Here is a 26371-nt window from a genome sequence, read left to right as displayed (position 1 = left end):
TTTTCGTCTCGCCTGAACAGTCTTGATGTCTTGTCGGCGGCCGCCGCGCGGCTAAATCCCAACCACAAGCGCCCCGCCGCTGAGACCGGCACCCGCCGCCGCCAGAAGGATTTTCTCGCCCGGCTGAAGTGGCTGCGTCCGATTGGCGAGCGACAACGAGAGCGGGATCGTTGCGGCCGAAGAGTTACCGTATTCGGCGATCCTCTTGACGATTGCCTGGTCCGCAATGCCGAGGTTTCGGCCGACGGCATCGAAAATGCGGGCGTTGGCTTGATGCGGGACGAACCGGTCAATGTCTTGCGGCCGCATTCGAGCTATGGCGAGCGCGTCCCTTGAACATGTCGTCATCATCTCCACGGCCTTGGCGAATACTTCGCGGCCGTCGACGATCGTCATGCGGGTCTGCGCGAGATCGAGATCGTTTTGAAAAGGCGTGTTGCTTCCTCCGGCGGGGATCTGGATCAATCCGTAGCGCGAACCGTCCGAATCCACCGAAGCGCCGAGAATGCCTTGTTCGGCATCCTCGCTGGGACCGATCACGACCGCGCCGGCGGCATCAGCAAACAGCACGGCACTGGCTCGCTCGGCCGGGTTGATGCGGCGGCTCAAAATGTTGGCGGCAATGACAAGGGCGGGTCGACCGTGCACGCGGGAGAACCCGTCGGCGAACATCAGCGCATAGATGAAACCGGCGCAGGCGCCAGTCAGGTCGATGGCACCGGCGCGGCCGAGGCCGAGCCGGTGCGCAACCAGCGGCGCGCTCGGCGGCAGGAGATGGTCGGGGGTTGACGTGGCGAGCAACAGAAGACCGATGTCGCTCCGATCGATACCCGCATCTGCCAGCGCCATGTCGCCGGCCCGCGCGGCAAGGCCCGAAAGCGTATCTTCGTCAGTCGCCCAGAAGCGCGAGCGAATTCCGGTGCGCCGTTCGATCCAGCCTGGCTCGAGGCCGAGATTGTCCTCGATCTCGGCGTTCTCAACCTTGCGCCCAGGTACTTGGTGGCCAAGCCCGAGGATGCGCGACGACCTGCTCATGGTTTGGATCCGAAGCGTTCGCCGGCCTCCTCGATGGCGTCATAAAGCCGATCGAGCTCGGCGCCGGTTACGCAATAGGGCGGGAGCAGATAAAGCACGTTGCCGAGCGGGCGCACCAGCAATCCCTGATCGAAGAAGAATGCCCGCAGCTTTGGACCGATCCCGGCCAGATAACCGGGGGATGCGGTACCCAAATCGAGCGCGGCGATCGTGCCGGTAATCCGGCAGTCGGTGAAGCAAGGATTGTCGTGAAAGCGCCGAAGGCCAGCGGCCTGCAGCGCGCCCAGGGCCGCGATCCGTTCGATAACAGGCTCGTCGTGCCAAATCTCGACGTTGGCGAGTGCGGCCGCGCAGGCAATCGGATTGGCCGTATAGGAGCTCGAATGAAAGAAGGTCTTCTTCCGGTCGACCGAATAATGGGCCTGGAAGATGGCGTCGGTCGCCAGCGTGGCGGCGAGCGGAATGGTGCCGCCGGTCAGGCCCTTCGAGGTGCAAAGGATGTCGGGCGAGATGTTCGCCTGCTCGCAGGCGAACATGGTTCCGGTGCGTCCCCAGCCGGTCATCACTTCGTCGGCGATCAAGAGCGTGCCCGAAGCCTCGGCGATCCTCTTAAATTCAGCCAAGACCCAGGCCGGATACATCAGCATGCCGCCGGCGCCGAGCACCAGCGGCTCGACAATCAGCGCAGCTGCGCGCCGGTCGCGAGAGACGACCTCGAACCGATCCAGGGTTTCCTGCTCGCGTCCTGCGGCCGGGAAGGGGATGGTGTCGACTTCAAACAGCATGGGTTCATAGGCGGCGTTGAACACCCCGCGCGCGCCGACGCTCATCGTGCCGATCGTGTCGCCATGGTAGCTGTGCTTCATGACGACGATGCGCGAGCGCGGCGCGCCGATATTGCGGAAATAGCCGAGCGCCATCTTCAGCGCGACCTCGACCGAGGTCGAGCCGCTGTCGGAATAGAACACCCAGTCGAGCCCGGACGGTGCAAGGTTCGCCAGCGCCTTGGCGAGACGTTCGGCCGGCTCGTGCGTAAAGCCGGCGAAGATGATCTGGTCGAGGCTTGCAGCAGTCGTCTCGATGGCCTTGACGATGCGCGGATGGCGATGGCCATGGGTGACGACCCACCAGGAGGAAATGGCGTCGAGGATGCGGGTGCCATCGGCCTTGTGGAGATAAGCGCCTTCAGTCCGGACAATTTCGGGGATCGCCGGCTCGAGCGCGTGCTGGGTGAAAGGGTGCCAGACGCGGGATTGCGACATCATTGACCGCGTGCAATCGGCGAGAGATCGAAGCCCGAAACCATCGCTTCCCTCAAGGTTTTAGACGTCAGCGGATCAAGGTACGGCAGCCTGCCAAGCTGCCGCACATTGCCAAATTCCACGATCGTCCTTTGGCTGTCCGCCATTTCCTCGCCGATGAAGGCGACGCCGATGAGCGGGATGGCACGGGCCTTGAGCGCCTCGATCGACAACAATGTGTGATTGATGGTGCCGAGCGCGGTGCGCGCGCAAAGAATGACCGGCAGTTGCCATTCCCGGAATATATCGATGAACCTTGTCTGCCGATTGAGCGGCACCATCACTCCGCCAGCGCCTTCGATGATGAGCGGGCCTGGCAAGTCCGGCAGCGAGAGCTTTGCCGCCTCGATTGCGACGCCATCGATTTCGGCCGAACGATGCGGCGACAGTGGCGTCTTCAGACGATAAACTTCCGGCAGGATGCGCCCGGCGGGCAGGCCGGAGAGCCGGGTAACAGCCTCGCTGTCGGTCTCCTCGTCGAGGCCCGATTGCACCGGTTTCCAGTAGAAGCCGTCGAGCAGGCCGACGAGGCCCGCCGAAAACACCGTCTTGCCGATGCCGGTATCCGTTCCGGTGATGACTATGCCTCTGCTGATGTCGCTTCGGGTCATGTCACCTTTGGTCATTCTGGGCCAACGCCTCGACAAGCGCATCGATCATGGCGGATATGGCGGCTTTATCGACGTTGAGCGTCAGCGATATGCGCAGGCGCGAAGTCCCTTCCGGCACAGTCGGCGGACGAATGCCGCGTATGTCGAAGCCGCGGGCCTGCAGTGCCGCCGCCACCGCCATGGTGCGCCGGTTGTCGCCGATGATGATTGGCTGGATCTGCGAACCGCTGGGCATCACGCCGCAGCGATCGGCTAATTGCCGGCCCGCCAAGGCGACGCGCTCCTGCAGCTGAGCGCGGCGCATGGGTTCATCGGACAATATCGCGAGCGCCTCGCGCGCGGCCACGGCCATCAGCGGCGATGGCGCGGTGGCATAGATGAACGGACGGCAGCGGTTGACGAGATAGTCGCACAATGTCCTTGGGCCCGTGACGAGAGCGCCAGATGCGCCGAGCGCCTTGCCGCATGTGTGCAGCGCGAGGATGTTGTCGCGCCCCTCGAAAGCGACGGCTAGGCCGCGGCCGTCCGGCCCCCAGGCGCCGGTAGCGTGCGCCTCGTCGACAACGATGAACGCCTCGTGCCGGTCGGCCAGCGCGACTAGGCTCTCCAAAGGCGCGCAGTCCCCACCCATGCTGTAGAGGCTTTCGACCGCGATCCAGACGCGTCCCATGCCGCCTTCGGCGCGCCAGCGCGCGATCGCGTCCTCGACGGCGTCGACGTCGTTGTGCGCCGCCAGAACGAACTCCGCGCGTCCGGCGCGCGCACCCTCGTGCATGCTGGCATGGGCGAACTCGTCGAGGACAAGTAGGTCGCCCTTTTGCGGCAGCGTCGTCAGAATAGCGAAATTGGCGATGTAGCCGCCGCCGAAGAAAAGCGCGCGCTCGGCCCCGAAAAACGCCGCAGCGTGAGCTTCCAGTTGCTCATGCTCCGGCGCGTTGCCGCGCAGCAGCCGCGATCCTGTTGCGCCGACCGGCGTTCCCCGCGCGATCGCAGCCACAACCGCGTCGCCAAGCCTCTTGCAGGCGGCAAGCCCGAGATAGTCGTTCGACGAGAAGTCGAGGCCGGCGCGCGGCGCAAGCCGCCGCAGCCGGTCCTTGCGCGCCAGTCCCTGCAAGGTCGCTTCGTAGCGGGCAAACGGTGCCTCGTTCACTGCGCCTCCAGTTCCATCCTCTCGATGCCCAGACGCCGAAAGAGCAGCGTATCCTTGTCCTGGCCCGGATTGCCCGCCGTCAGCAGCGTGTCGCCGACGAAGATCGAATTGGCGCCGGCAAAAAAGCACAGCGCCTGCATCTCGTCGGTCATGGCGGTGCGGCCGGCCGAAAGGCGGACATGCGATTTCGGCATCATGATGCGGGCGAGCGCAATCATGCGCACGAACTCGATCGGCTCGATAGGGCTGGCGTCGGCAAGTGGGGTGCCAGCGATCGGGATGAGCATGTTGATTGGAACGCTATCGGGCGGCTCCGGCAGGTTGGCTAAAGTCACCAGCATGTCGATGCGGTCCACCGGCTCTTCGCCCATTCCAACAATCCCGCCGCAGCAGACCTTGATGCCGGATTGGCGAACGTTTTCGAGCGTATCCAGCCGATCGGCAAAGCTGCGCGTGCTGATGACCTCGCCGTAGTAGCGCTCCGACGTGTCTATGTTGTGGTTGTAGTAGTCGAGCCCCGCCTGCTTCAATCGAGCGGCTTGTTCGAGATCGAGCATACCGAGAGTCATGCAAGTCTCCATGCCGAGAGCCTTCACGCCCTCGACCATGGCGACTACCGCCTCCATGTCGCGCTCCTTGGGGCTGCGCCATGCGGCGCCCATGCAATAGCGCGTGGCACCCGCGTCCCGCGCCTTCCTGGCCTCGGCAATGACGCGCTGAACTTCCATCAGCTTCGAGGCCCTGAGGCCGGACTGGTGATGCGCGGACTGGCTGCAATAGCCGCAATCCTCGGGACAGCCGCCGGTCTTGATCGACAGCAGGCGTGACAGCTGCACCCGGTTGGGATCGAAATTCTCACGATGGATCGTCTGCGCCCGGAAGATGAGGTCGTTGAAAGGCAGGTCGTAGACTGCTTGGGCTTCCTCTCGCGTCCACGGCGGAAGCGCCCAACCGAGAGGGTCCGATGTCAGGTTCCGATTAGGTTCCGCGTTCATTCCACCTCCATCAGCAAAAACGTTTGGGTTTCAGCCAGCAAGAGAACAGGCTTGGGAGCCCGTCACGATCTGCTCACCAGCACCGGCACGGGCAGGATGTTTTTGGCATCATTGAGTATGGAAAAGCAGTAGCTTCCCTCCGCATCGCGCTCGACCGAATAAGTCAGGCGGTCGACGATCCGATTATCCTTGTCGAAGGTCAGCACACGCGGTTTGAGCGCGGTCAGCTCGCTCTCATGCACATAGACCGAGTTGCAGATGATGACCTGGTCGCCTGGCTGGCAGGTGCGGGCCGCGGCACCGTTAAGGATGCAGCAGCGCGACCCGCGCTCGCCGAGGATGACGTAGGTCGAGATGCGCGCGCCCGAATTCTTGTTCCAGATCTCGACGAATTCCATCGGCAGCATGCCTGCCTCCTCGCAATGGTCGGGATCAAGCGTGATCGAGCCGTGATAGTCGAGATTGGCCTCGGTGACGTGGATGCCGTGCAGCTTGCCGGCAACGATTTTGCGCATCCCTTCCTCCAAAACGACGTCGATCCTGTGCCCCGGTGCCTCGCGTTCTCGGCGCCTATCGCGTGCTTTCTTCCGCTTGAGCGCAAGGACGCTCCCTTCTGATCGCGTCGCAGGATTCATTGAAGGCGACATCCAACAGGCAACCGAGTGCTTCCAGTCCGTGAGAGGCAGCCATCTGGCGCAGTTCGTCGAGCCGGCAGATGATAAAGCCAAGTGCTTCCACGCGGTCCTTTGTTTGCCCCTGGCCCGTCGCTTTCTCCTCGCCGCTAGAACTATGCAGTGCGCCAAGGAGCTGGCTTGGGTCGGCGGTCGGTGGAACTAAGGACGTGGTGGCGCGAGTTAGCCTACGGCCAAAGGAGTTCCTGCGGTCCCGGTTCATGCCCTCTCCCTCAGTTCAGATGCCTGCGGCAATTCCGGTCCGCGGGCATATCCAGGCCAATGTCGAGAATGGGAGCGCTATGGGTAAGCCAGCCGACCGAGATGAGATCGACGCCAGTCGCCGCGATTGCGGGAGCCGTTTTCGGTGTCACCCGACCCGACGCCTCGGTGATCGCTCGCCCTCCGACCATCGCCACGGCCTGGGTAAGGTCCTCGACCGACATGTTGTCGAGGAGAACGGCGTCGACACTCGCCTGCAGCGCCATCCCCAGTTGGTCCAGCGTGTCGACCTCGACCTCGATCTTGACCAGGTGACCGATGGCACTGCGCGCCCGCTCGATTGCGGTGCGGATGTCACCGGCAATAGCGATGTGATTGTCCTTGATGAGCACGGCGTCATCGAGGGCGAAGCGGTGGTTCGCGCCGCCTCCCGCGCGCACGGCATATTTTTCCAGGACACGCAGGCCAGGCGTCGTCTTTCTTGTGGAAACGATCTTTGCGTTATAGCCCCGCACCGCGTTGACCAACGAGGCTGTCGCCGTTGCGATGCCGCTCAGCTTGCACAGAAAATTGAGCGCGGTCCGCTCGGCCGTCAGCAGGCTTCGCGCCGGCCCGTTTACGATCGCGATGGTCTCCCCGGCGGAAACCTTGCCGCCCTCTGGGCAGCGCAACTGCATGCTGATCCCAGGATCGACCAGCAGAAAGGCAAACATCACCAGATCGAGCCCGGCGACAACGCCGGCCTGCCGGGCATTCAACGCGAGCGTCGCCTTGCAATCGGCGGGGATAATGGCATCGCTGGTGATGTCGCCGGCTCTGCCCAGATCTTCGAGCAGGGCACCGCGTACGATCGGCTCCATGATGATCTGGGGAAGCGGTGCAAGGGAACTCATATCAGCAACTCCGTTCGGATCTCTGCCAACTGAGCGCAACGGCATTCTCAAAGGCAGTGCAAAGCGTCAGTCGCGAGGGCAGGGCTTCGGGATTGCGGCCCAGAAAATCGGACCGAAAGTGCGAGCCGCGGCTTTCCTCGCGCCGAAATGCCGCGATCGCGATCAACAACGCCACCAGAGCCGGATCGGCCGCCGCTGTCTCGCCGACCGCGATCGGCAGAAGGGTGGTGATCGCCTCGCCAAGCGCTTTGCCATTGCGAAAGATCCCGAGCGCATTCGAGACAAGTTTGCGGACAGGTGAAGGATCGGGTCGCACAGACACAGTTGCGGGAAGCCTGGGCCACTGCCAGCCTGCGCAAGTGCCGGCGACACTTGCCGCTACCCAGGCGGCTGTTGTAACGGTTTCGGCCAGCGAGTTGCTGGCGAGACGGTTGGCGCCGTGCAGTCCCGTGTGAGCCACTTCGCCGCACGCCCATAGGCCCGAGACGGAACTGCGCCCTTCCGTGTCAACGGCCACGCCGCCCATGTGATAGTGAGCCGCAGGGCGCACGGGAATAGGCTCCATGGCCGGGTCGATGCCAGCCTGCTTGCACGCCGCATCGATCGCGGGAAAGCGTTTTGCGAATTTCTGCCCGAGGCATCGACGGGCATCGAGGTAGACACGATGGCCAGCGGCGAGTTGATTGGCGATCGCCCGCGCAACCACGTCGCGCGATGCGAATTCAGCGCCAGGGGTCGCGGCAAGAAAGCGGTGACCATATTCGTCGACCAGCACTGCACCTTCGCCCCGCACGGCTTCGCTTATCAGCGGCATTGGCCGGCGCTGCGTGTCGAGCGCGGTCGGGTGGAACTGCACGAATTCCAGGTCCGCGAGCTCGGCGCCGGCACAGGCGGCCAGCGCCAGCCCCTGGCCAAACGAAGAAAGCGGGTTGGTCGTGTCGCAAAACAGGCCACCTATGCCGCCGCTCGCCAACACCACGCGGCGGGTGGGCAATGCGAAGACGCCGCTCTCAAGCACAGCCAGCACGCCAACGGTGCAGCCCTCGGCGACCACCAGGCGAAGGGCTGTTATACCTTCCATGATTGTGATCGAACGGGTGCGCCGCGCCACGGCAAGCAGCGCATGAAACAACTGATGGCCTGTGGCGTCAGCGGCATGGACGATCCGGCGCCGTGAATGGGCTGCCTCCAGCCCGAGCCGCAGTTTTCCATCCAAAGCGCGGTCGAAGGGAGCACCAAGACGAATGAGGTTCTCGACGGCGTGAGGGACGGCCTCGACCACTCGCCTGGCTATTTCTTCGTTGCAAAGCCCATCGCCGGCGGCAAGCGTGTCGGCAAGGTGCAGGTCGGGGCTGTCGTCCTCGCCAAAGCTTGCTGCAAGCCCACCCTGCGCGAGTGTGCTCGAGGCATCCGTACCAAGTGGCGTCCTGGAAAGAAGGACGACTGGTTGTGGCGCCAAATGCAGTGCCGTCATCAGTCCGGCCAGGCCAGCGCCGATGATGACCGGAGCCCCGCCAATGTCATGGAAGTAGGTCGTCATACGAAGAGCATGCGCTCGACGGCCCAGCGGGCCCGTTCAGCGACACGCGGATCGATCGTGACGATATGTCGGTTCTCCTCGAGCGCGCTGCGGATATTGGCGAGCGTGATCCGCTTCATATGCGGGCACAAATTGCAGGGCCGGATGAACTCGACATCTGGGTGCGCTAACGCGACGTTGTCACTCATCGAGCATTCCGTCATCAGCACGACACGTGGCGGCTTTTGCGTTTCGACATAGTCGGACATGGCTGCGGTCGAGCCGGAAAAATCGGCTTCGGCCACCACGTCGGGCGGGCATTCCGGGTGGGCCAGCACCTTCACGCCGGGATGGTTCTCGCGCAACTCGCGGATATCGGCCGGCGTAAAGCGCTCATGCACCTCGCAATGGCCTTTCCAGGTGATGATCTCTGCGTCGGTCTGGGCGGCGATATTGTGGGCCAGATATTCGTCCGGCAACATAATCACCCGGGGGACGCCAAGGGATTCGACGACCGCCTTGGCGTTGCCCGATGTACAGCAGATGTCGGATTCGGCTTTCACTTCGGCCGACGTGTTGACATAGGTGACGATCGGCACGCCGGGATAACGCTGGCGCATCAAGCGCACGTCTTGTGCCGTGATCGAATCCGCTAGCGAGCAACCGGCGCCGAGATCCGGAATGAGCACCGTCTTGTCCGGATTAAGGAGCTTGGCCGTTTCGGCCATGAAATGCACGCCGGCCAGCACAATGACTTGCGCCTCGACCGTCATAGCTTTGCGAGCCAACGCCAAGCTGTCGCCGACGATATCGGCCACGCAGTGGAAGATTTCGGGTGTTTGATAGTTGTGGGCCAGGATGACGGCATTGCGCTCGCGCTTGAGCGCCAAAATGGCCTCGATGTCATCGCTGAACGCTGCCCATTCCGCCGGCGGGATGAGGCGCCAGACGCGCCGATAAAGAGACGCGGCTGAAGGTAACGCCCCGCTCATCGGCCCCTCCAATTATAATCCATTTGACTATAACTGGTATATATCTATGCCGACTATAAGCGTGTCAACCCCGCGCGACAGGCAATTTTGTGCCGACTATGGGCGTCTCGTCCAGGACAGCGTGGCGGAAGCGATAGAGCCTTGCCGGTCGCCCGCCGGTATCGACAGAAGTCTCGCCGGTCTCCTCGACCAGCTCCTGCTGCTCTATGAGGCGACGAAAGTTCGGTTTGTTGATCAGCCTGCCGGCGAGCGCTTCGACGGTTCGTTGCAGCTGTAGCAAAGTGAATGATTGCGGCATCAGCTCAAAGACGACCGGCCGGTATTTGATCTTGGAGCGTAGTCGCGCAATGCCGGTCGCCACGATCCGACGGTGATCGGCGACCATGGACTTGCTTGGCACCAGCGAAGGCCGCGTCGCGTCGCGCGCGCTTCCCGCCTCTTGGACCAGACCTGCTTCGTAGATTAACTCATAGCGTTGAAGCGTGAGTTCCTCATTCCAATGGCGGCCGTCGAAGCCGAAGGCTGTCGCTGTCCGCTGTCGACGTTCGCGTCTCGTCGCGGCGTCGCCGGCGCCGTCTGCCCATTCAATCAGCCGCGGCCGCAGGACGTCCAACTCCACCGGCGCCGTCCCGGAGCGGTGGTCCTCCCATGGAAAATATTCATACCAGCTTCGCCAGCCGCAATTGGGCGAGCTCGCTGCCTGTTCCTTGCGCGTGAGTGCGAGATAGCTGATGGAGATAGCGCGCTGCCGGCGCCCGGAGCCGATGCGGTCTCGATCGGCAAAGGTGTAGAGTTGCTCAATGTAGCCCAGCGGATGGCCGGTCTGCTGCTCTACCCACCCCCTCAACCCGGATTGCAGCGATCGGTGCTCAAGCGCAAATGGTCCGGAAGGTAGCGTATCCGCCTGGCCGATGGTGAGGACACAGGGTTCATTGTCGTTTACAGCGACGACAAAGGCGATCAGGTCCACTTTGACTTCGTCGGCCTTGACGGCGGCTCGGTCTTTCCTGGTTCCTTTTGCCTGTTTGTCCATGGTCGCGAAAGTGGTTGGTAGGCCTGGGTGCCTTAATCGATTTAATTTAGACGCAGCAACCTGCACGTCAACACCGCGAAACTGCATGGCCATTTTTAGCTCTTAGCAACTGCACAGAAACGTGCCAAACGCGACACCTGCGGTGGGTAACGTAGGGGAAGGAAGTTTGCGTTGAGCGCGGCCGGTCTTTCGACGAGCCCCTTGCCCGCCTGTCGGTGCGCGACGGTTTTATCGAGCGGTTCCATTTTCACGATGCGGCCGCGACGCTGTGGCTGGACGGCGAGCTTGTCCATGTCGAGGACCTCGTCATGCATGAGGCCCACATGGATATTCGCGCGCGCCTACGCATGGACTCACCCGCGCGCGGTCCTGCGCACCCGCCGGCAGATTTTTTGGCAACGCCCCGACTGGGCGCTCGGGCCAGGAAGCATTGCGGCAGCTGACTGGCCGCAACGGCGGAACGGCGGCGTCGAAAGCAGATGGGAGGAGGCGACGGCTGTGGCGCCGGAGCAGAACCGCGTCGAACCAAGCGAGGCGGACGAGCCGGACCGCTGGCCGAGGAGTTCGCGGCCATCGATGCGGTGCTGGCACGCTTCCAGGAACCAATGCAGGGTCTTCCGGCCGCCTGCCATGAATTTTCCGGGCTAACTGCATTTGCGCGGCGCGGTGATTGTGCGTTGCACAAAATTTGACGCGCGGTTAGCGTTCTTCCGCTGCGGGAATCGGGCTTGGGTAATACGGGACGAGGCAGTGAGAACCAATGCTTCGTCGAAAGTGCATTCATACCTGAGGATACTGATGACCGTTACGAATACCGACAAAGCCGGCGCTACAAGTCTCGAGGCGATCGCGCGAAACGGCGGTATGCTACGTCGCATGGCCGTACGCATTCCGACATATCTGTCGGATCTTCGCGAGAATCCAGCGTGGCTGCCGATGTTCGTGCTCGCCCGCACTATGCCGGCACGGAGAATGCACTGGCTTGGTGCAAAGCCTGTTCGAGCGTCGCAGAAAGGCCGGGAAACAATGTTTGTCGGCGTCAATCGCCAGGACGTTGTCGATGCGCTGCAGTCGGATGGGCTTTTTTCCGGACTCGTCTTGCCCAAATTTATCCATGAGGAGATTGCAGCTTTCGTCCGGTGCACACCTTGCTTTGGCAATTTCGATCGCCGTTTCGAATTCATGCCGACGGAGCATGCACAGGCTGAAGCTCGGTTCGGCCGTCCGTTGCTCAGCGGCCACTATTTCGAGCGCATTCTCGGCTGCAAGGCGGCAGTTGCCATCCAAAACGATCCGTTGCTCATGGATGTCGCTGCACACTATCTCGGCGGCCAGGCAAAACTGATCACCACGCGCGTTTGGTGGAGCTTCCCCACCAGCCAAGCCTCCGACGCCGACAAGAACCTGGCATCACTCGGCAAATACCACTTCGATCTTGACGACTGGCGGATGTTGAAGTTCTTCTTTTACCTACTGCCGGTAGACGAGGGCACCGGCCCGCATGTCTATGTCCGCGGCAGTCACAAGCGACGCGCGCTCAAGCATCAACTGACGCTTCTCGTCGGCCATCCCGCAGAAGAGGTTCTGGGCGTCTATGGCGAGCAAAGCGCCGCGACTCTTACCGGAGAGGCAGGGCTTGGTTTCGTCGAGGATCCGTTCGGCTTCCACATGGGCACCGTACCGGCGCACAGCCCGCGGCTGATGATGGAAGTCGGCTTCGGCGTTTCGCCGCCCTCGCGCCGACGCTTCCACGGCGAGCCGGTTATTCGCTGATTTCGGCCAAGTGCCGAAACAGCTTTCCCAGACCGAAGACCAGTGCCTCGCAGGCAAATAAGCAATGGCGCCATCCCGGAACAATCAGCGTCCACGGTCGGGCGTTTTCCGCCACATGGTGCCGTTGCAATCCTACTATCACCCAAGCCGCAGAAAGGAGACGAGTGCTGATATGTCCCGGCGCCAACGGCGCTATACCCATCGAAGACCTGACATGGATAGTTCGGCTGACCTTGCCAGCATTTCAACCTCGCATTCTAGGATCTCAGCTAGTATGAGCGGAGAAATGGGGCCGTGGCTGTTTTAGGTAGTGTTCAGAAACCCTAAGCGGCCTGCATGCGTTTGGCGGCAATAGTCTAGACCTTCGCAACGCCCTGCCGATCGCCTATGCATCGGAGCTTGACGCTCTTCAAATTCCATGGCTCTGCCGCAGGCATCCGGCGACCCGCCGGGCGGCCGACCGGCTCGGGCCGCTTCAGCCGCCAATCAAGCCAAACAGTGCCGCGAACTGGGTATTGATGTTCAACTCACTTGCAGATTATCCACTCGTGACGCAGCGCCCCATCATCTCGGCCTCCTCAACAATTCCCACAGACAGGGACAATGATTTCACGATGCGATCCCGATAGCCCTTGTTGTACCTTAAGCCCGACTCGATGTTTTGGATTTCCTCAGTGGCTAGCCCACTCGTCACCGCCACGTCCTCGATCGAATATCCAAGGTGTTCACGATAAGCGCGAATGATGTGCACCCCCTCTGACATAGCCACCAGAACGGGCTTGGGAATGCGCGAATCCTTCATAGAAACCTCCAAGAATACTCAGGGCGCCGGATGATCGAGAGACTCCTTCCCGACCTGGCCCTGCCAGCAATTCAAAAAAACGAACGTCGAATAGGCCCGGTCGGCCTCGTCCATGAAATGGACCGCCTGAAATTGGCGGGCAGATCGGAATATGGCGGTTCACCCGATTTTGATCAAGTCCAAGAACCTGCCTGCCCTCAGCTGGCCTGGTCGGCTGTACCCGCATCACGCCCTATGGCCAGCGGCTCATCATGGCTGACGGCCCTCTTGAACAGGAACTCGAAACTCGCCCCTATCGCCGTGTCCAGTGCGATCGCGGCACCGTCCACCGAGCCTGGCCGACGCTTTTATTCCATTGCGGATCACCGGCAAAAAAAGCGCTGTTAACCAGATTTTCTAAGCCGCCAATACAAACTCGCCGGCTCAACAGATGAGGTGATGGATGTGTGATTCGAACATAAGCGCCTTTCCGCTGCACCGGCGGCGGAAGTTGGTCGAAGGTATCGCCCGGATCCTGGAATCCAAGAACGGGGAAGACGCGAATGCCTTCTGGCGCAACACCGCCAAGCAAATTCTGGTTCAACTGTCCGAATCAGGGATTTCACCCAGGCTCGCCGAGCAGGAAGTTGGAACGCTTCTTCATGCAATCTTAAGCGATATAGACACCCGGAGTGCTGCGACGCTTGTATGATAGCATCGCTCGCGACACTGCCGACATCGCACCGCTGTTACAACAGCACAGCGGGCACCCGGACGCTGCTGGGTTGACTATGGCTGTCGGAACCGCAAAAAGGGGCCGCTCTTCGTGAGTGTCGTGCGCCGGCAGTCTCGCCCCAAGCCCCCGCCCAGGCTGCCGGCGCGCTTCTAGGAATGCCGCGGTAGGCCGCGCCTAAACGCCTCCCCTGTCCTACTATGCGTCGATCAGATCCTCGGGCAGGCAGCCGGTGTAGCCGTCGCATGCGCCTCTGCCTGCCGGGCGAGGCCTGCACCAAGGAAAGCCGATTGCCATCGGTGCGCCAGTTTTGGTGTTTGGCCAACTGCCATCTGCGATCTCGTGTCGACTCGCCGAGTGAGCTGTGGAAGCTCCTCCTGATTGCAAAAAGGGTAGAGCGGCTAAGAGGCGATCGTGATCGATCCTTACGCCTCCGATTCGGCGCGGTAGCCCGCTTGATGCACGGCGATGAGCTTTCGGCGGCCTGAAGCGGCGATCTGGTTTCCTTTGCGGTGCGTTTTCCCAAACCTCATCAGGCGCCGGCGGTGATCCGTCGTGGATGAAGGCGAGGGTTTGCGGGTTGAGGTCAGCGGGTTTGTTCCCGGAGGTCTGCGCCCTATCGTTTATGTCGCGAGTTGCGGGATGCGACTGAGGACGATGCGCAGAATGCGCTGGTCGGGGCAGGATGTCGGCAGGTGCAGGCGAATTTGGGTTTTCAACTCTACCACGCGCCTCTCACTGTGACCTCGATCACTCGCGATCAGTGATCGCTAGATAGGTGCGATCGCGTGTTGCCCAATCCGCTACCAGACGCGCAATTCTCAACCGAGGACTCTGGCGTCAGCCGGTGCCAAAGCTGGTCACAGCATTTTGTCCGAGTCCGATTGACGACAATCTGTGTTCAGATCCAGACATCCTAGGGGCTAGGATCAAGCCGGCCAGGGGCGAATCCTCCGATTTGTGGTCGCTGCTCACAACCCTCTTAGTGGCATGCCAATTGCATAGTCGCAGCCATGATGCGTATTCCGACATTGCCGTCGCGCAGGTAACCCAGGAGTTCACATGACGTTCGTCCGAACGCAATCAGCTGCGCATCCCGTGGGACGCCCAGCTCCGTTGGATGTTGCTACCCTAGGCAGACAGGATCGCTATCCCGCAGATCGCTTTCAGGCTGTCAGCTAGGCCTGCCATAACGATTCTCGTAAAACAAACATTCAGGAGAACTCATGACTCGAGCACATGAATATCTGCTTCGCCTCTTCCAATGGCAAATAACACCAGATTCTCTTCAAATCACTGATGATCCAAAAGGAAAACGAAAAATGCCTACCTCAGAAAAAGACACTGTGGGGCTCTTGAGTCTCCTGAAATTGGGGTCTAACTGGCCGCGAACGATACTTGCTGCCACGGCGTTGGCCATTATAATGACCCTTCCAGCTCCAGCAGTCCCCCAAGACGCTGACAAGCACAACTCCGAACAAAGCTTGGTTGGTGAAAGCTGGCTGAGTTGTATACTTGGGGCATTGTGCATTGGCGATCCAGAGGTCCTCGATCACCGGCGATCACCTGGCCCGCTTGATGCACGGCGATGAGCTTTCGTCGGCTTGAGGTGGCGCTCTGGTCGCCATTGCGGCGCGTTTTGACAAGCCTCATCGGGCGCCGCGGGGTGCAGGCGAATTTGGGTCTTCATCTCGACCACACGCGCGGCGATCTTGATGAGGCGCAATCGCAGCGTGTCGACGACGGCAAAGCTCGTTTCGGCATCGCGGCGCGCAAGCCCCGAATAAGCCAGTAGGCGCCGGCATGCAGGAACAGCCGGAACTGGTTAGCCGTCGCTCTCGAGTAGGATGTGCGGTGGCCAGTGAGATGCGTCTTTCAGGACTTGATTTGGTTTTCGGCCGCGCCGCGCCGGCAGTATTCGCCACCGTTGGACGACGGCATGCCGCCGTCGAAACGGGCAACGACGGACTTGCCTCCGACGGATGATAAACCGCTCAGCGGCGGCGTAGGATCGTCAATGGCGGGCGTGGTCTCCGGAAATACTTAGGATTGGCGTAAGTAACCAAACGCGAGGGCGTTTCAACGACTTTCACCACCTCCGCCAACCCTCATGAATCAGGCTGGCTGACCGGCATATGTCCGGCCTCCCGCAAGGCGCCTAGGAAGAGAGCGGCATGGTCGTCGACATTAATCTTGGCCTGCATCGACAGGGGCATGCCGGTCCAATGCTCCAGTGGCGCGGTCAAACCCGAGAAGATTCCGCCGACAATGCAATGGCGGATACCAACGCCTCGTATGTCCAAAGCCAGCACGCCCGTCCGGTCACTTGGATATCGGATGGCCGCGATCCGCTGGACCGCCGCGTCACCGTCCACCCGCACGTCGAAAAGCAGGATACCGCGGCTCCTGGCGGCTATCGCCGCGGCCTTTTCAGTGAAGCCTATAGAGAGCGCGCCGACACTTTCGACCGCCATCTGGAATACCAGCGAATCCAGTTCATCCGCAGCCATGGCGGGTAATTGCGCGCAACACGGAGGTGATTGCAACGACGCACACGGCTTGTTCACAGATGTCGGCCCACTCCCGATCATTTGGTTTGGGTGACGCTCGGCCATTGACCCGCGTGTGCTCCGATTCGAACCAATCTTGGGCAAAACGCGCGGGCTGGTAATGACGTTGGGCTTCCGCTCGAGGCCCATTAACAAACTCTGTTCCTTAGGTCCTCGAAGCTCGGCCACCTGGCGCTTGATCGAAGCGTCGAGAAGCTTGTTTCTGAAGGTCCGGCCTCTTTCAGAGCCTATTTTGTTATGCCTGGATCTTGGACATGCAGGTGAAGTGGGCCGTCTATCAGTTTCGTGTTTCTTGCAGGCTCAACCCGCTTGAGCATAGCGGCACGTCAGCGCATCAAATTCGTCCTCAGTTCACAAACGAGGCTCCCTGGGGTACTGGGAGAGCAGAGAAATCTCCGGTCGCAGCCTACCCGGTCAAAACAGGAAACCCCAACGATGAAGACTCTCGTCGTCTGCTCCGGCGGATTGGACTCCATTTCCCTTGCTCACAAGGTGGCAGCGGAGCACGAACTCGCCGGCCTCCTATCCTTCGATTACGGCCAAAGGCACAGCAAGGAATTGGACTTCGCCGGCCTTTGCGCGGAGCGTCTGAACGTCCCGCACAGCATCATCGACATCCGCGAAATCGGCCGCGGCCTTTCCGGCTCCGCGCTGACCGACAATGTGGAGGTACCGGACGGGCACTACGCCGAAGACATGATGAAGGTCACGGTGGTGCCCAACCGGAACGCCATCATGTTGGCCATCGCCTTCGGCTTCGCGGCCGCGCGCAAGTCCGAAGCGGTGGCGACGGCCGTGCATGGTGGCGATCACTTCATCTACCCGGACTGCCGGCCAGCCTTCATCGACGCCTTCCAGATGATGCAAGACCGCGCGCTCGAAGGCTACGCGAATATTCGCCTCTATACGCCTTATGTGAATCTCACAAAGGCGGACATAATTGAGGATGGAGCCCGACACGGCACGCACTTTGCGGAGACCTGGTCCTGCTACAAGGGCGGCAAGCGTCACTGTGGACGGTGCGGGACGTGCGTCGAGCGGCGCGAGGCATTTCATCTCTGTGGCCACCCAGATCCCACCGACTACGAGGACGCCGACTTCTGGCTCGACGCGTTGCGCAGGAGGGGCGTGTAATGTTCCGCATCACCAAGGAATTCCACTTTTCAGCCTCTCATCAACTCACGTCCCTGCCGCCTGACCACCAGTGCGCGCGCCTGCACGGGCATAACTACATCGTCGAAGTGGAGCTATCGGGCAAGGAACTGAACGAGCACGGCTTTGTCCGCGACTATCACGATTTGGCACCGCTCAAACGTTATATCGACGATAAATTCGACCACCGACATCTCAATGACGTGCTGGGCCATGAAAAGGTTACCGCGGAATGTCTGGCCAGACACTTTTATGAATGGTGCAAGGCACGCTTGCCCGAAACCACAGCCGTGCGGGTTAGCGAGACGCCGAAAACATGGGCCGAATGCCGGCCATGACCGATACGCATCCCGCAATCCGCGTGAGTGAGATTTTCGGGCCGACGATCCAGGGCGAGGGCGTGCTCATCGGTCTGCCGACGGTCTTCGTCAGAACCGGCGGGTGTGATTATCGCTGTTCCTGGTGCGACAGTCTGCATGCGGTGGACAGGCAGTTCCGGGATGAATGGCAGATGATGTCCTCCGACGCGGTGTGGCAAAACGTTGTCGCGCTTTCCGGCGGCCGCCCGTTGATGGTTTCGCTGTCAGGCGGCAATCCGGCTATCCAGCCTTTCGGTGCTCTCATCAAGCGAGGCCATGACGAGAGCTACCGATTTGCTCTGGAAACCCAAGGTTCCGTGGTCAGGGAATGGTTCGCCGAGCTCGACGTGCTGGTCCTCAGCCCAAAGCCGCCGTCAAGTGAAATGAGGACCGATTGGGCTACTATCGAGGCATGCTTCCAGGCGGCGCAGGACAAGCCGCAAGTCGTGCTGAAGCTCGTTGTTTTCGACGAAGATGACTATACCTTTGCGAAAGAGGCCGCGGCAAGATTTCCGCGACTTCCAGTCTATCTGCAACCCGGCAATCACACGCCGCCACACCCCGGAAATGAAGACGCGCCTGTCGACGTTGATGGAATAATGAAACGCATGGAGTGGCTGGTTGATAGCGTAACCCGCGACAGGTGGTTCGAAGCCCGCGTGTTACCACAGCTGCACGTTATGCTCTGGGGTAACAAACGAGGCGTCTAGCCAGCACTCGCCGGGGCGACAGCCTTCGGTATCCCATAGGAATCGACCTCAAGATGCCGATCACAGCCTGTAAAGAGCCTGCGTCGACGGCTTTCCTGTCGCTGAGGCAGCATGTAGCGCCCAGAGCGACACTCCACCCTGACTTCGGCCCTTCTGTCGAATAGGCACGCGCCAGCGGCCACTGCAGAAACCTGCATAAGCAAGATATGAAGGATCCTGCGCATTTCTCGCGCCGCCGCGGTTTTGGCACGGCGCCTGCTGCGACGTTGTCGCGTTCGACTGAGGCGCCGCGATGGGGAGAAGCCCGCGGCGTTCGGAACCTACCTCTCGATCCAGTCAGAGAAGGAACAATGTCAGCTCCACAAAATGCTCAAACTGCAGCTGAGTGCCTGGCCGTTCCACCCTCGAAATATTTGTCGAACTTCACCGCAATGCTCCTTACGAAGGGGCGATTTTCCGCCGGCACGACGAATCTGTCGCCTTGGAGTTCAAGCAGTCGAGCAGGATCCTTAAGGGCTATGGAGCTTGCCTGACGAAGGAGCCTTTGGCCGGCTTTCCCGAAGCTCTCCACCAGGTCGATCGCCGAAAAGGCGAAATCGCACATCAGTCGCTCAATGATCCAGCCCCGGACGCGATCGTCGTCGGAAAATGCTATGCCGCGGACGGCGGCCAGCTTCCCGTCTTCCATCATGCTCCGGTATTCGCCGGTCGAAGGCATGTTCTGCACATAGCCTTGACGAAATCGGCCGATGGACGAAGAGCCAAGTCCAATCAACGTCTCGCAGCGATCCTCGGTGTAACCCTGAAAATTGCGACGCAATTCTCCCGTGCGGGCCGCTATCGCCAACGCATCGCCCGGCCTTGCGAAATGGTCGAGCCCGATTGATTCGTACCCCTTGTCCTCGATCGCTCGCGCAGCAAGTCGCGATTGAGCGATTCGCTCCGTGGGACCAGGGAGCCATGCCTCGTCGATCATCGTCTGATGTTTCTTGAACCAGGGCACGTGAGCATAGCCGAACAGCGCGATCCTGTCCGGTTCCAGGGTGAGCGCCTGCGCCACGGTGGACCGCACGCTCTCGCTGGTTTGATGCGGCAGGCCATAGAGCAGATCAAGGTTCACGGAATCTACTCCCCGGGAACGAACGCCATCGACGACAGCCTTGGTCTGCGAAAAACTTTGCTCGCGGTTGATCGCCCTTTGCACTTTCGGATCGAAGTCCTGCACGCCGAGGCTCGCCCTGGTCATGCCGATTTCGGCAAGCGCGTCGAGGCGGGCTCCGTCCATATCGTTCGGATCGATCTCGACACTGATCTTGGCATCGTCGAGAAAATCAAAATTGTCTCGCAGCGCCGTCCCCAATGTCACTAGATGCTGCGGCTTCAGCATGGTCGGCGAACCGCCCCCGAAATGAACCGCGCGAACTCGGCCCTTGCCGCTGACAAGGCTGCCAACCGTCGCGATCTCTGCATACAACGAATGCAAATAGGCGGCGACCGGCGCATAGTGACGTGTATGCTTGGTATGGCACGCGCAAAACCAGCAGAGCCTGTCGCAATAGGGAATATGCAGGTAAAGCGATAGCTCCCCGCCTCCTTCGAGCGCCTCCAGCCAGCCGCGATAAACGACAGCATCGATACCCGGATGGAAATGTGGTGTGCTGGGGTAACTGGTATAGCGCGGGACGTTCTCACCAAGCCTGGCAGCCAGTTCCGATCGCATGTTGTAGTCAACCTGTTTGAGTCGCCGGGACTGTGGACGCACAGATGAGCCAAAGCACTGATCTCGGTCAGCCTCCAGCATGACAAACTGCCGCAAGGATTTTTCTACCGTCGATTGTTATCGTGCCGGCGCTTGGGACCGGGAGGGCGATCAGATCGGGAGAGCGATCAATGACAGTACGGCACGACATTCACAGTTCCGGCATCCCCGCCTATTGCCTGTCTTGCCAGGCACGGCGCCGCGGCCTCTGCAGCGCGCTCGATCCAGATCGTTTGGCTAAGCTCGCCAAGACTTCGTCACGGCACAGCGTCGAACCGGGCGTCGAACTGATTGGCGATGCGGAGACCCTCAACAGCTATTCGAACGTGCTTTCGGGCGTGGTGAAGCTGACGAAGAGCCTCTCGGACGGCCGCCAGCAAATCGTCGGTCTCCGGTTCGCGCCGGATTTTCTGGGACAGCCCTTCAAGGCGAAAAGCGCAATCCATGCCGAAGCGGCAACGACAGTCTCGCTGTGCTCGTTTCCGAAAGCGGCAATCGAACAGATGATGAAGCAATCGCCGGAGCTCGAGCATCGCCTGCTCAGGCAGACGCTGAACGAACTCGACGAAGCACGCGAATGGATGGTGACTCTGGGCTGCAAGACCGCGCCTGAGAAGGTAGCGAGCTTTCTTCTCATGATCGCCCGCAACATCGATTCCGGTGTTGGCCCGGCGGCCAGATCGGCGCGCTTCGATCTGCCGCTGACGCGCGCCGGCATCTCTGATTTCCTTGGGATTACAAATGAGACGGTGAGCCGTCAGCTGACCAGACTGAGGATGGACGGCGTGATCCGGATCGAGAACAGCCGCCGTGTCACGGTAGACGACATAAGCCGGCTGGAACAACGTTGCGGTGGGCGGTGGCCGAGGCGAAACCGCCCCATTTACGAGACCTGAGCAGCCGCTCCTGCCTCGCTTGCCTGGTCCGGGACAGGGCACGATCGCGTTCGAGCGCGATGCGTCGCCGCAAGCCTTCGAAAAAGGGGCATAGCATCTATCGGACCACCGGGACTGATCGTCAGAGTGTTTCGGCCATCTGGTCGCCAGGCATTGATCCTCGACGTGCTCAACGCGCAATCGGCTGGTGGAGGCAGATTAGACCCGGGCCAAGGTCAATTGCGCCTCATTCGCGGGGAGCGACAGTCTCCAAAACCGCAGGTCGTAGGTTCGAGCCCTGCTGCCGGCACCAATCTTTTCAAAGAGATGGCTGCATTGAAAATTGGCCGAGCCAAGCGATGTAGCTCTGGTGTAACCGCGAAGGGTCGGCACCCGGGAGGTCGGCCATTCAACGGATTTGAGGTCGGTGAGGTAAGTCACTCGTGGGAAGTACTCCCGACGGCCACGCCCCCGGTTTCGTCTTTGACGGGAATGTTTGCGACACTCGGCAGGCTATCCATCCATAGGTTGGTAGACGGCGTCAAAGGCATCAAATAGTTGCCGGTTGACCTGATCGATCCAGTTCAGCACGCCTACCAAGCGTCCCAACCCGATCCGTTTGCACCATCCGACATAGGCTGGGTTGCAAAATAACAAGACGGGACCAACATACCGCACGTCGGCTGGCATCTCTATCGGGAGTGCCGAATAGGTGCCGTCGGTATTCCGGGAAAGATCGAAGTTAATGGAGTGCCCCCAGCTTGCATGGATTGACTCCGAGCCGAAGCCGTAAACGCTGCCATAAAGATCCCCCATGCCGATCTCAGCAAACATGTCGCGAACACTTTTTCCATCAACTTTCCAATTCTGCTTCTTCTGAAGTTCGAAACTTGACGCATTGAGGCCCTCGGCTTCGAACTGGTCTGCAATCGAAGCCTTGAGACGCTTTCCGGCCTTAGTTGCATAGAAGCCTTCCGCCGCAGCTTCGAAGGCTGCGAGGCGGTCCTTGAACGAACATTTTCGATAGCTTTCAATCGTTTCCGGGGTTGCAGAGAGCAAATAACGCGCAACCACGGCCGCCTCTATCGCCTGCCGCTCCAAATAAGCAATGACGTTGGCATCCCCGCTGTCGTAGTATTTAACAATCTCGCGCATGATTTTACTGATCTTAACCAGCAATCCGAGGATAGGAGCATCGACCAATGAGAATCCTGAAGGGTTCCGCTCGGTATCCTTTACACGGGTGAAAATGTCATAGATTTCCGCGCAGTCGGCAAAGAACAGCTTTGCAAATTTTTCCAGAGCGGGGAGAGCGTCGCCAACCACTGGCAAAGGCAACCCTTGGTATTTCGCCAGAATATCATTGAGTTCTTTCAAATCGGGTTCCTCCAAGGGCGAGGGTGACACATCCGGTCTCCAGGGTCGATCCGGGTACATTCGCGTCATGATAGTATTCGCATGAAAAGGGAAGCGGGAATGGACGCCGACTTCGACAACGAGTTCCTACCGGTCGACACGATTTAGCTTCAACGCATCGTACCCGCGGGGGTTGATGCCTTCACTCTCACTTATCTACAACTGGCTAATGATTATCGACATAATCCGATCTGCCACGACACGGGGCATCGCCGTCGCATCGATAATGTAGCATCGTCGCGGTGAACGCCGTGCCACTTCTAGGTATCCATTACGAATGCGAGCAAAATTGCGCGTTGCTTCGGCAGGATCGTCGCCCGGCTTTCCGGCTCTAGCGTTGCGACGCCGGACTGCTGTATCGGCGTCGATGTCTAATATGAAGGTGAAGTTGGGCATCGTATTGCCGACGACCTCAGCAGTGATCTCCTCGAATGCCCGTTCTGAGACTCCTGTCTGATAGACCTGGAATGCGAAGGTCGAGTCGACGAACCGATCCGTCACGACCCAGTTCCCCGCGACCAGGGCAGGGCGGATCACCCCGCGAACGTGGTTGAAACGCGCAGCTGAAATGAGCAGCATTTCCTCCTGTGGCGACAAAGGGGAAGGCCGTTCGGCAGTAAGTATCGAGCGAACGCCGAGGCCAATCCAGCCCCCGTCCGGCTCTTTGGTCCTCAAAACCGTTAAGTTGCGTGCCCTAAGCGAGGCTGCCAAAAACTCAGCTTGGAGTGTTTTTCCACTACCATCGATTCCTTCGATACTTACAAACGGCAAATATTCCCCCTATATCCGTCTGCCTACTTCCTTCGGTGCGAAATTCCCATGTATCGTTCAGACGTCGTGACGTTCGTCTCCGCCGGCATGCTAGCTCCCAAGAAGAGGGACCACGCGCTCGCTCGTCGTCAGCTCTATCTCAATTATGGCGCACTGTCCCTGGCTACTACGCTCCGGCTTGCCGGACATAAAGCGGTGCTGATCCATGGGGAGCACCGGGCCCCAGATGACATATTTGCTGAGATGCAGGCATCTGGTAGGTTTCCGTTGCGGTACCCCCTCATGCTGTCAATCCCAAGCTTCTACGCCCTGTCGTGGGCTCAGGCGTTTTGCAGGTTAGTGAAAGCGGCAGATCCAGATTGCAGGGTCGTCGTCGGTGGACGGTGGGTTGTGGGGCCAGATACGGAATGGTTCAGGGCCATGCTCCCGGAGGCGGACGAGTTGGCGCCCGGATTAGGTGAACCATACATCGAGAAGTTGCTCACCGAGCGTCCGATTCTTGACCGCATTGCTGTTCCTACCCCGGGTTTCACGCTGAACCATCTGCTGGTCGATGGCTATTTGAGGTATCAGCCGAGTGTCGAGGCTTCGCGGGGCTGCGGGATGGGTTGCAAGTTCTGCGAGGAACGTGACATTCCGGTCGAAAAGCTCGGTCATCCTGCAATCATCGCCAAGTCTTTGGCCGGGGTGCAGGAGCAGTACGGCGGTGGCCAAATTCACCCATACCTCCAGTCGTCCATGTTTATGCCGACCGCGAGATGGGCAGCGGCGCTGGCAGACGAGACTAGGCGACTTGGCCTCGATATCGCTTGGAGAACAGAGACGCGGGTGGATGTGATGACACCCACCACGCTGGCGGGTCTGGCTGAGGCAGGACTGCGCGTCATCGATCTGGGTTTGGAAACGGCGTCGCCAACACAAATATTGGCCATGGAGAAGTCCGACAAGCCGGATCGCTACCTACGCAGCGCCGAAGACCTGCTGGCTGCGTGCCGCGCTCACGGCGTTATGGCCAAAGTCAACGTCTTGCTGTACGCGGGCGAGTCCGCCACTACTCTAGGCGAAACAAGGGCGTGGCTCGACCAGAACGCTGCCGCCATCACGGGCGTATCGGTTGGACCGGTAATTGCATACGGTCCCCCCAAAACAGCCCATATCCTGATCGACAACTGGGCCGCTCTCGGAGCACGACCGATCGATATGGAGAGTGCCGCGAAGACGGGCATTTCCGTAATGCATCTCAGCAAGGATTTTGACGCGCAGGCCGCAGAAGCGCTTAGCCTTGAGCTCTCGCGTCGATACATGGATGCAAATGCGTATTTTGCGCTGAAAAGCTTCTCATACTACCCGCGAGGATACAGCCGTGCCAGTTTCGACCTCGATGTCGAGGCTTCCGATCCGGCCTGTCTGCCCTTCGCAATTTCCTCGCATGCGCGGGTCTGACCCGCACGTCACCGAATTCCAGGATGGCAAACGCGTATTGCAGGTAAGGGACCCCACAAACATGATAGCCAAGATGATTAAAGACCCGATCCACGGGTTTGTCGAGTTTCAAGGCGACGCCGAGAATGCCCTTAAGGATCTGCTATCGGATCCGTTCTTTCAGCGGCTACGTCGGGTCAAGCAGCTAGGCTTCTCTGATTATGTCTTTCCCTCCGCTACCCACTCCCGATTTGCGCATTCGCTCGGCGTGTATTCTGTCGCAAAAAGAATGCTATTGGTAGTCGAACCGGAGGCGCGGCAAGGAAATTGGTCGCGCGAAGGCCAGGCATGTCTGACCGCCGCCCTTCTGCATGATGTCGGCCATGGCATGTTCAGCCACGCTTTCGAGAAAGCGATGGAATTCTATTTTAAAAGGAATCCGGAGCAGGCCGAACAGCGTGTCGGCCTCAAGGATGCCGTCGATCACGAAAAGGTCAGTCCTAAGATCATCTTAGAGTCCTCTGTGGGAACAGCGTTGACGAAGCTTGGCGGGAAGGAGTTCCCCCAGCTTGTTGCGGACATGATCACGAAATCGAGAAAGGGGTGTATTTACACCTCGGTCGTATCCAGCCAGCTTGACGCAGACCGCTTGGATTACGCTAAGCGCGATCCTTACTTCGCCGGCGTATCATCGGGCGGGATCGACCTCGACTGGCTGATCCGGAACTTCAAGACGGGCGACAGCCAAAACGGCCGCTTCCTGTACGTCAACAGCAAGGCTTACATTTCGCTTGAACAGTTCACGGTCACGCTATTCCAGCTGTATCCAACCATCTATCTGCACAAAAAGACGCGTGGGCTGGAGTACATGTTCGCGCTGTTAATGAGCAGGGTGTTTGAACTGGTTGCCGTTGGTGACGAAGCCGCCGCAGGCATTTCGGCCGACCATCCTTTCGTTCGATTTTTTCACAAACCGGACGACCTGGAGAATGCCTTGCTGCTGGACGACACGCTCTTTTGGGGATCGCTTTACCTTCTGCAAGGGGCCAGGGACCAATCGATTGCGGCGATCGCACGGCGCATCGCCTCAAGAAAGATCTACCCGATGCATGATGTCTGGAAGATGGCTGATGAGGCGGCGGCCGACGACTCCCGTATTCAGAAACTCTCTGCCGTAGAGCGTGTGACCAGGCTGAACGGCGTCTGCAAGGAAGTATGCGAGGAGATCAGCGGGAACGACACGCTGTGGAGTGATGGCTGCTACTACGACACCTACGATCGTCCGATTTACAAACCGAAGAATATGGTCGGGGGCGATCCTCAGCAGATTAATGTCGAGGTCGGCGGCAAGATCGTGGATATAGCCTCCATCTCGCCGGTGGTGGCCAGTGCAGCGTCTTTCAACATTCATAGGATTTATTATGACGACCGCGTCGCAGGATACGGTCAAACGCTTGAGACAGAACTCAGGATCTTGATCGCCAAAAAGCTGTCAGCTGCAAAAGGATAATGGAAGGGCAGGCGGTGTCCTTCGTACGCCTCCGGCGAAGGCCGCCTTGCGCGAGCATGGCACGGTAGCGAGGCTGCGCTCTTAAGGTCGTCCTTACGAGCGTGGTTAGCAGCACAGC

Annotated in this window: 24 protein-coding genes and 1 pseudogene; 8 read left to right on the top strand and 17 right to left on the bottom strand. The window is 60.0% G+C overall.

The window, feature by feature from the left end; all coding sequences use genetic code 11:
- Positions 1-51 precede the first annotated feature (51 nt).
- The 11 genes from ABID26_RS35500 to ABID26_RS35450 all read right to left on the bottom strand — a co-directional run bounded on the left by ABID26_RS35500 (position 52) and on the right by ABID26_RS35450 (position 10715).
- Positions 52-1035, bottom strand: a complete 984-nt coding sequence (locus ABID26_RS35500; RefSeq protein WP_354418125.1) for a beta-ketoacyl-ACP synthase III — start codon at positions 1033-1035, stop codon at positions 52-54.
- Positions 1032-2297, bottom strand: coding sequence for an adenosylmethionine--8-amino-7-oxononanoate transaminase (locus ABID26_RS35495; protein WP_354418169.1), 1266 nt, complete (start codon positions 2295-2297; stop codon positions 1032-1034). The genes ABID26_RS35500 and ABID26_RS35495 overlap by 4 nt, the downstream gene beginning before the upstream one ends.
- Entirely contained in the window at positions 2297-2932 is a 636-nt protein-coding gene (gene bioD / locus ABID26_RS35490; RefSeq protein ID WP_354418168.1) for a dethiobiotin synthase, read from the bottom strand. Before bioD ends, ABID26_RS35495 begins: the two co-directional genes overlap by 1 nt.
- A gap of 16 nt (positions 2933-2948) precedes the next feature.
- A complete protein-coding gene (locus ABID26_RS35485) occupies positions 2949-4097 on the bottom strand; it encodes an 8-amino-7-oxononanoate synthase (RefSeq protein ID WP_354418123.1) in 1149 nt (382 codons plus the stop codon).
- Positions 4094-5092 (bottom strand): biotin synthase BioB, encoded by a 999-nt coding sequence (gene bioB, locus ABID26_RS35480; protein WP_354418121.1) that lies wholly within the window; start codon positions 5090-5092, stop codon positions 4094-4096. Before bioB ends, ABID26_RS35485 begins: the two co-directional genes overlap by 4 nt.
- Before the next feature lie 62 nt (positions 5093-5154).
- Positions 5155-5607: an aspartate 1-decarboxylase gene (panD, locus tag ABID26_RS35475; RefSeq protein WP_354418119.1), complete on the bottom strand. Its 453-nt coding sequence runs from the start codon at positions 5605-5607 to the stop codon at positions 5155-5157.
- A gap of 389 nt (positions 5608-5996) precedes the next feature.
- Entirely contained in the window at positions 5997-6878 is an 882-nt protein-coding gene (nadC, locus tag ABID26_RS35470) for a carboxylating nicotinate-nucleotide diphosphorylase (protein WP_354418166.1), read from the bottom strand.
- A 1-nt stretch (position 6879) separates the two neighbouring features.
- Positions 6880-8418, bottom strand: a complete 1539-nt coding sequence (locus ABID26_RS35465) for an L-aspartate oxidase (RefSeq protein WP_354418117.1) — start codon at positions 8416-8418, stop codon at positions 6880-6882.
- Positions 8415-9389, bottom strand: a complete 975-nt coding sequence (gene nadA / locus ABID26_RS35460; protein WP_354418165.1) for a quinolinate synthase NadA — start codon at positions 9387-9389, stop codon at positions 8415-8417. Before nadA ends, ABID26_RS35465 begins: the two co-directional genes overlap by 4 nt.
- 64 nt (positions 9390-9453) lie before the next feature.
- Entirely contained in the window at positions 9454-10422 is a 969-nt protein-coding gene (locus ABID26_RS35455; protein WP_354418163.1) for an NUDIX hydrolase, read from the bottom strand.
- Between the two features lie 95 nt (positions 10423-10517).
- Positions 10518-10715 (bottom strand): hypothetical protein, encoded by a 198-nt coding sequence (locus ABID26_RS35450; RefSeq protein WP_354418115.1) that lies wholly within the window; start codon positions 10713-10715, stop codon positions 10518-10520.
- Between the two features lie 505 nt (positions 10716-11220).
- Between ABID26_RS35450 and ABID26_RS35445 the strand changes: the two genes are divergently transcribed.
- The gene (locus ABID26_RS35445) at positions 11221-12195 is read left to right on the top strand and encodes a hypothetical protein (RefSeq protein WP_354418113.1); all 975 of its coding nucleotides are present in this window, start codon (positions 11221-11223) and stop codon (positions 12193-12195) included.
- A 538-nt stretch (positions 12196-12733) separates the two neighbouring features.
- Here ABID26_RS35445 and ABID26_RS35440 read toward each other — a convergent pair.
- Positions 12734-12997 (bottom strand): helix-turn-helix domain-containing protein, encoded by a 264-nt coding sequence (locus tag ABID26_RS35440; RefSeq protein ID WP_354418111.1) that lies wholly within the window; start codon positions 12995-12997, stop codon positions 12734-12736.
- A gap of 442 nt (positions 12998-13439) precedes the next feature.
- Between ABID26_RS35440 and ABID26_RS35435 the strand changes: the two genes are divergently transcribed.
- Complete coding sequence (locus ABID26_RS35435) at positions 13440-13688, top strand: DUF6074 family protein (RefSeq protein ID WP_354418109.1); 249 nt, start codon at positions 13440-13442, stop codon at positions 13686-13688.
- Between the two features lie 1573 nt (positions 13689-15261).
- Here ABID26_RS35435 and ABID26_RS35430 read toward each other — a convergent pair.
- Positions 15262-15632, bottom strand: a pseudogene (locus tag ABID26_RS35430) (transposase); the annotation flags it as partial.
- A 185-nt stretch (positions 15633-15817) separates the two neighbouring features.
- Complete coding sequence (locus ABID26_RS35425) at positions 15818-16219, bottom strand: hypothetical protein (protein WP_354418108.1); 402 nt, start codon at positions 16217-16219, stop codon at positions 15818-15820.
- A gap of 495 nt (positions 16220-16714) precedes the next feature.
- On the opposite strand from ABID26_RS35425, the gene queC reads away from it, so the two are divergent.
- From queC to queE, 3 genes are read left to right on the top strand one after another with little or no spacing between them, the layout of a single operon-like run.
- On the top strand, positions 16715-17413 hold the full coding sequence (gene queC / locus ABID26_RS35420; protein ID WP_354418107.1) for a 7-cyano-7-deazaguanine synthase QueC: 699 nt from the start codon (positions 16715-16717) through the stop codon (positions 17411-17413).
- Entirely contained in the window at positions 17413-17769 is a 357-nt protein-coding gene (gene queD / locus ABID26_RS35415; protein ID WP_041003134.1) for a 6-carboxytetrahydropterin synthase QueD, read from the top strand. Before queC ends, queD begins: the two co-directional genes overlap by 1 nt.
- Positions 17766-18500 (top strand): 7-carboxy-7-deazaguanine synthase QueE, encoded by a 735-nt coding sequence (gene queE, locus ABID26_RS35410; protein WP_354418106.1) that lies wholly within the window; start codon positions 17766-17768, stop codon positions 18498-18500. The genes queD and queE overlap by 4 nt, the downstream gene beginning before the upstream one ends.
- A gap of 370 nt (positions 18501-18870) precedes the next feature.
- Here the strand turns inward: queE and hemN are convergent, their stop codons facing one another.
- Positions 18871-20220 carry an oxygen-independent coproporphyrinogen III oxidase gene (gene hemN, locus ABID26_RS35405; RefSeq protein WP_354418162.1) on the bottom strand — a complete coding sequence of 450 codons (1350 nt, stop codon included), beginning with the start codon at positions 20218-20220 and terminating at the stop codon, positions 18871-18873.
- Between the two features lie 170 nt (positions 20221-20390).
- Here hemN and ABID26_RS35400 point away from each other — a divergent pair, with 170 nt between their 5' ends.
- On the top strand, positions 20391-21155 hold the full coding sequence (locus tag ABID26_RS35400) for a Crp/Fnr family transcriptional regulator (RefSeq protein ID WP_354418160.1): 765 nt from the start codon (positions 20391-20393) through the stop codon (positions 21153-21155).
- A gap of 492 nt (positions 21156-21647) precedes the next feature.
- Here ABID26_RS35400 and ABID26_RS35395 read toward each other — a convergent pair whose 3' ends face one another.
- Positions 21648-22511: a DUF5677 domain-containing protein gene (locus ABID26_RS35395; RefSeq protein WP_354418104.1), complete on the bottom strand. Its 864-nt coding sequence runs from the start codon at positions 22509-22511 to the stop codon at positions 21648-21650.
- A gap of 195 nt (positions 22512-22706) precedes the next feature.
- On the bottom strand, positions 22707-23321 hold the full coding sequence (tmk, locus tag ABID26_RS35390; RefSeq protein WP_354418103.1) for a dTMP kinase: 615 nt from the start codon (positions 23319-23321) through the stop codon (positions 22707-22709).
- 48 nt (positions 23322-23369) lie between these two features.
- On the opposite strand from tmk, the gene ABID26_RS35385 reads away from it, so the two are divergent.
- Together ABID26_RS35385 and ABID26_RS35380 are read left to right on the top strand one after the other, a co-directional pair.
- Positions 23370-24764 carry a radical SAM protein gene (locus ABID26_RS35385; protein WP_354418101.1) on the top strand — a complete coding sequence of 465 codons (1395 nt, stop codon included), beginning with the start codon at positions 23370-23372 and terminating at the stop codon, positions 24762-24764.
- Between the two features lie 61 nt (positions 24765-24825).
- A complete protein-coding gene (locus ABID26_RS35380; protein ID WP_354418099.1) occupies positions 24826-26253 on the top strand; it encodes an HD domain-containing protein in 1428 nt (475 codons plus the stop codon).
- Positions 26254-26371: the final 118 nt, after the last annotated feature.

It is taken from the genome of Mesorhizobium shonense (genome assembly GCF_040545255.1).
GTDB classification, from domain to species: domain Bacteria; phylum Pseudomonadota; class Alphaproteobacteria; order Rhizobiales; family Rhizobiaceae; genus Mesorhizobium; species Mesorhizobium shonense.
The sequence above is the reverse complement of the archived record's forward strand: the minus strand, read 5'-3'. Positions and strand labels throughout refer to the sequence as shown.